The organism is Flaviaestuariibacter amylovorans, assembly GCF_039541815.1.
Lineage (GTDB): Bacteria > Bacteroidota > Bacteroidia > Chitinophagales > Chitinophagaceae > Flavisolibacter > Flavisolibacter amylovorans.
In genome coordinates, this window is the sequence record NZ_BAABGY010000001.1 from 558,686 (window position 1) to 564,685 (window position 6,000).

Annotated in this window: 4 protein-coding genes; 2 read left to right on the forward strand and 2 right to left on the reverse strand. The window is 51.1% G+C overall.

Annotated features, from left to right (window positions below; all coding sequences use genetic code 11):
• Positions 1-1,746 precede the first annotated feature (1,746 nt).
• Together ABD937_RS02380 and ABD937_RS02385 are read right to left on the reverse strand one after the other, a co-directional pair.
• Positions 1,747-2,409 carry a response regulator transcription factor gene (locus tag ABD937_RS02380; RefSeq protein ID WP_345253072.1) on the reverse strand — a complete coding sequence of 221 codons (663 nt, stop codon included), beginning with the start codon at positions 2,407-2,409 and terminating at the stop codon, positions 1,747-1,749.
• Entirely contained in the window at positions 2,321-3,196 is an 876-nt protein-coding gene (locus ABD937_RS02385; RefSeq protein WP_345253073.1) for a sensor histidine kinase, read from the reverse strand. The genes ABD937_RS02380 and ABD937_RS02385 overlap by 89 nt, the downstream gene beginning before the upstream one ends.
• A 307-nt stretch (positions 3,197-3,503) precedes the next feature.
• On the opposite strand from ABD937_RS02385, the gene ABD937_RS02390 reads away from it, so the two are divergent.
• Positions 3,504-4,562 carry a hypothetical protein gene (locus ABD937_RS02390; RefSeq protein WP_345253074.1) on the forward strand — a complete coding sequence of 353 codons (1,059 nt, stop codon included), beginning with the start codon at positions 3,504-3,506 and terminating at the stop codon, positions 4,560-4,562.
• A 140-nt stretch (positions 4,563-4,702) separates the two neighbouring features.
• The gene (locus tag ABD937_RS02395; RefSeq protein WP_345253075.1) at positions 4,703-4,933 is read left to right on the forward strand and encodes a hypothetical protein; all 231 of its coding nucleotides are present in this window, start codon (positions 4,703-4,705) and stop codon (positions 4,931-4,933) included.
• Positions 4,934-6,000 lie beyond the last annotated feature (1,067 nt).

The window sequence follows — 6,000 nt, forward strand, 5'->3', positions numbered from 1 at the left end:
ATTACATAGCAGAAAAGACCCAAAATCGTCGGAAGTGTATAGGTGGAATGAATCGTTCTTTTATAACAAAAAAACACGAAGTATACAAAGCCGGGAAGAAGCAAAGCGTTTGTGATCCCGGCGAAAAGCTCGCCATTGAAAAGTATGGTTTGAAACGAGTTCGAACTCGTAATAAAATAAAACTGGATGGGCAGCAATAGCGCTACTACGGTTGTTCCGAAATTTCTCATTAATCGAATTTCTCGGTTATTCAGCGACAGGTTAATTATGGTATAGATTACATAGAATTCGATTATTTGGAACACTAATGTGATAGATTCGAACAGTTTGGTAATAGATTTAAATGAAATTTTTATTAGGTGAGCCTGCCTCAGAAAGGTAATAGGTTCCATATAGGAAAAAATAAATGCAGCGCAGGATAGATATGTGATGCATAGGCTTCTTAAGCGGTTCCGTTTTGGTGACCGAATAATTTTGAAAAGACAGAAAAGAATTGTAATTAGTACAATTGGTCTTAGATAGAAAAAGAATGACCAATACTCTAAAATGTATTCTACTGCCCGTTTAATCATGCAGATTCGTTTTATCAACTGTAAGCACGTAATAGATAGTGATTCGAAGGCGAAACGAGACTATACAAATGTCGGTTGCTCAAAGCAAACTGTATATGTTGACCGCAACCATCGCTTACACTAGTTTCGGACGTAATTCTCATTGACCTTCCATACTATCACTGAATGCCGACCGTCAACCAAGCTAATACAAACTAATTTCTACGGCCCCATCACCCCGTTATCACCCCATTCTTCAAGGCCAGCATCCGAATGTTTAATGCACGATGAGGACATTAGAAATTCACGGAGAGCTGTTTATGATGGTCTCCAGTTGGCTGAGGCTTCACTAATTTACTTAAAGAGGATTACCGGTGGTTGTGTCTCAAACCCAATTCGATACATTTCCTTTTTACCAATGACCATTTTTGTAAATACTACACAGATAAAACAAACTAAAAGATAGTGATATGTATTAATCATTTCTCTGTAAATAGAGTCAAGTTCAAAGCTCCTTGAGAAAACTCCTGCTTCTAACGTAAGGATAAGAATTGAAATGAGAGAATACGAGAAAATTGCAACTGACGTCCAGTTGGTGATAATCTTGAAGATCGAAAGGTGATGTAGGATATAGACGTATGCACAAAATCCGAGCATACTACCCACGCAGCTAACAAAAGACAGTACTTCGCTCCAAAACAAAATATGTCTTGCGAGACCTGTTTGATCTGAAATTGTTGTTGTAACGAATGCTGCAATTAAATAAAGCACCAAGAAGACGTTTCGCATCCGTGTAAGAAGGGGATGTTTTATCTGATGATTAAATATTGCGTAGAAAGTGTATAATTCTACTAGTTCGAGATACATATTGCTGTAGTTAAAAAACTTAGCCATGGACGAGTTCCCACGTGTGTTCTGAGTCATCGCTACACAAGCGTTGGTAATTGCAAATACTCCAATAACCGCTGTTAAGTAAATTATTCCAACGGACCTTAGCTGATGTTTCTTGCATTTCGTGATTGTTAGGTATAGACAGATTAGTCCACATACAATCACAGTTGGATGAAAGAACCAACTCATCCTCCAAAAGCGAATGAGTCTTTCAAAGACAGTCATGTGAGTATCAATTTAACTAGAAAGATAATTGTGCACGCGAGTAGTAGCTCCAAGTTTACTAAAGCATTGCCAGCTCTTTTTACCCCGTTATCACCCCATTCTTCAACGCCAGCATCGCCAGACCCACCCGGCTCCGAACATCCAGCTTAAAGAACAACTGGTCGCGCAGCACGTCCACCGCCCGCGGCGTGAGGTGCATCTCCTGCGCAATCTCCTTGTAGGTGAGGTCGGAGCAGGCAAGCGACAAGAAGCGGATCTCCTGGTCCGAGAGGGTGGCATTGGGCAGGCTTTTCTTGTCGCGCTGTTGGGTGCGGAACAGGTTCGCAATCTTACCGGCTGCCGAAGTGGAGTAATAGTAGCCGGTGTCCATCACGGTATACAGCGCCGAGCGCAGCTCCGCCGGGTGCACGTCCTTTTTCAGGAACCCGCGCACGCCCAGCTGGAGTAGTCGGATCAGGGCAAGCTCGGAATCATACATCGTCAGCATCAGCACCCGAACCTCCGGAAAATCTGCCTGCAGGCGCTCCGCCACCTCGTAGCCGTTCAGGTGGGGCATGTTGAGGTCCAGCAACAGGATGTCCGGCACCTTTCCTGCCTTCAGTCGGTCCAAAAGCTCACGGCCGTCGTTGGATTCGTGGAGCACTTCGCAATGCTCAAACCCGTTGATCAGCCGGGCCAGGGCGTTGCGTACCAAGGTGTGGTCGTCCGCCAGGGCGATCTGGTAAGTTTGTTTCGGTATCATGGTCATTTATTGGGAGTTCGAAATAGAAGCGCGTGCCGGAACCTGGGGCGGACTCCACCAGGAAGGAGCCGCCAAACAGTTCCACGCGCGACTTGATGGTGAGCAGCCCGGTCGACTTCCCGGCTTTCTCGCTGAGCGTTTCCGGGTCGAAGCCGATCCCGTCGTCGCGCATTTCCACCTTGATCCACTGGGAGCAGAAGACGATCTGCAGGCGCGCGCTGCTGGCGCGGGCGTGCTTCAGGATGTTGTTGAACGACTCCTGTATCGTCCGGAACACCAGCAGCTCGCCCTGGGCCGAAAGAAAGGCGGGCTCTCCCTCGACCACGAACTCGGTGCGAAGCCGGCTGCTGCGCTCTACGCGGAGGATCTCTTCGTTCAATGCATTGAACAGACCTTGCTGGTGGATGATCTCGGCGTTGAGCCCTCGCGAGATGGCACTGAGGTCGCGGATGGCGTCGGAAATGTAGCCGAGGCTCCGCTCCACGAGGTCTTCCGGAGGGTTCGGCTCTGCGAGCTGGTGCAAGGTCAGCTTGGAGAGGGTCAGGGAAAGGTTGATGTTATCGTGGATCTCCTGGGCGATATTCTTGAAGGTCTGTTCCTGGCTTTCTACCTGGGTGAGCAGGAGGCTGTGCGTGTATTGCGCCTGCAGCGCGCCCAGGCTCGATTGGTACACTTCATGCCGCTTCTGGTTAATCAGCACCAGGCCCATCAGGATCCCGAGCAACGTGCTCATGACCAGGATCGTGGCAATAAGGAACAGCGCGATATAGTGTGGCGTTGTCTGCATGAGTAACTATTTTAAAGGTAGCGCCGTGAAAAAGTGCTGGCAATGGGAAAATCCTCATGGTTTTCCGGTTTTTTTCCTGTATAACGCGTGTGCGCCGCACCTGTTGAGACGGGATTTTTCAAAGAATGGTGGTATTCCCGTCATAATTCCGGAAAGTCACGCTTACGAAAGGGAAAAGGACCATACGGAAGCGCCTGTCGCCGCGCTACTTTTGAATTGGGCACCCGGTGGGGTGGAGGTATGCAGCCATACCAATCCGTACCTGCATGTCGACCGATACCGGGGTACCTGTCTATCCTCATATGTTATGAGCCTCCGCATCCTTGCCTTTATTCTGGCCCTGATGCCCGCCACCAGCCGCGCGCAGGGTTTGCAGACGATGCTCCTGCTGCCCGACTCGGTGCACCTGGCGCGCAGCTCGGCTTCCGTACAAATACGACCCTACGTGGCCTCGGCCTACCTGCTCGACGCGGCGTTGAATTCGCTGAATTCGCTTAGCTCGCTCGTGAAGAAGGAGAACTACCGCAACCGCGTAACGGCGTTCAATAACCCGGCTTCCGCGGATATGGGGTTCTCGCTGGAGGCGGAGCTGCAGGCGTCGCTGCGCCCGATCCTGGAAAAAACGCGCAGCACCAATACCGACAAGTTCAGCGGCGTGCTATCGTCGATCATCAATGGAGGGCGCACGCCGGGCACCGCAGGGCCGGCCGGCGGTATCTTCCCGGCCATCATTTCCCTGGTGGGCGACCTGGCGGTACGGGAGAAGCGGGTAGAGCGGGCCGACGTCGACTCCTTCCTGCAGGTAATGGGCCGCTACTTTGCGCAGTACGAGAAGCTGCAGACCGCCAACAACCGCTTCGAGGAGCAGGTGGCGCGGCTCAACGGGCGCCTGCAGGAGCTGCACTTCGACATCCGCGAATACACCATCGACCTCGTGACGCTGGTGCACCGCGGCCCGGCGCGGGCGGGGCTCAGGGGCAAGACGATCGAAGAACTGCTGCTGCTCTACCTCGACGTACCCGTGCTCGACAGCATCGGCGCCGCGGCCGGGCCCGCGCTCCCCGCATACCCTACCGATGGCGTGAAGGGTGCGAAGGACATCTCTTCCACCTTGCAGAAGCTGTTCGGTGAATACCAGAAGATCTACAAGGATAACTATACCGAGATCAGGGCCATTCTGTCGGGCGGGCGGTCTCTCGGGAAAAGCATCAACGCAACCCAGCTGGAGACGTCGCTGCGGGAGCTCGACGAGTTGTATCAGGAAAGCGGAAAGGCGGACGTCCTGAACCTGCGGGTGCAAACATTGCAGGAGCGGCTGCGCGCGCTGGTGACGGCTGAGGGGGCTGCGCGGGCAGGCGGACGATAACCGCAAACCCATTGCCGGTGTTCCGTTACCGAAATTTTGGTGGCGCTGCGCAACGCGTTGTATCTTTGGAAGGTACCGGCGCTGCGTTCCTGCGCTGCCGGACCCGGCTCCGGCCCGAAACATTTCATCCAACTGCAACAATGATCAACAGTTATCCTTTCCTGTTTACGCTCCGCGACGGCACCTCGGTAGAAGTCAATCCTGTACTTGACGGCCAAGTTTTCTTCTTCAACCTGACAAAGCCTGAGCAAGAGGGCGAATCTTTCGTGTGGGCGCCTCCCGGCAGCCCCCAGAGCGCGAATAACTACGAGTCGTCCCTCAGTCCCAACGAGATGGAAGCGCTGCAGACCTTCCTGAAACAACAGCAATAGTGCTGCCCGCCGCTGGCGGAGTACCCTCAATAACAGGAGCCACCGGCTCCTTTTCGTGTTTGCGGCTTTGATAACGGGCAGCCCCTGCAACGAGAAGCTGCGCTCCGGCCAGGCGGCCGGCCACCGGTACCGATTTTCCTGCCGACCTTGTCTTGCGGCAATCCAGTAGCGGGTAGCCTTGCCGCCCGGTACCGCTATATATATAATGTACGCTTTGCGCCAGCCTGACCGCTTTTGTATCGACGCGCCTCCTGACAACATACCACGTATCCGGCTCTCCCTCCATGAAACTACGAGTGCCGTTTTCAAAAACACATGAGATTTAAACTTATATCGGCCGAAGGCACTCCGTTCCACGCCTTTTCGCGCCCTGTTCACAAATAAAGCTTGGCAGGGATACCCGACGTCCCTATCTTTGCGTCCGCTTTTTGAAGGTAGGGGCACAGGATACAGGCCAACAGGTTTACAACAGGAGTGAAACGTCTCCTGGTTCCTTTCACAGATCTTTGAGAAAATACTTCAAAAAAGATTTGGAAGGAGCGCTCTGGGAACCGTATCTTTGCACTCCGCTTCGAACGAACGGTACGCTCTTTAAAAGGATGGGAATCAAACAGTTAGAAAGAAGTTAAGACGAAAAAAATCTTACTGAATTTCGAAAAAATGTTTGGCTGGTTTCAAAAAGCCTCCTATCTTTGCACTCCGCTTCTGAAAAAAGCAACGCTCTTTAAGTCACTGAAAGTCAACCACTACGCTGCTAACGACAGCAAAACAAATTCGAGAAAATCGAAAAATAAATTTGGTGGTTCGGTTTGACTCTCTTTACTTTGCACTCCCGTTGCAAAACGGTACAGCAAAATAACAACAGCTCTTTACGATCACGAGGTGAGGCGCACGATAAAAAGTGTGGCCATGGGTTTCGCCGCCCGACACTTACGAAATGACCTTTGAACGATAGGTTCGCTGGTTTAAGTTCTTTGAAAGAATGGGAAGCAATAGTAAAATTTAGTAGTTATCTACTAGTTTACAGGTAAAGGATGAATTGAGTATGCGATATTAAAATCGACAAA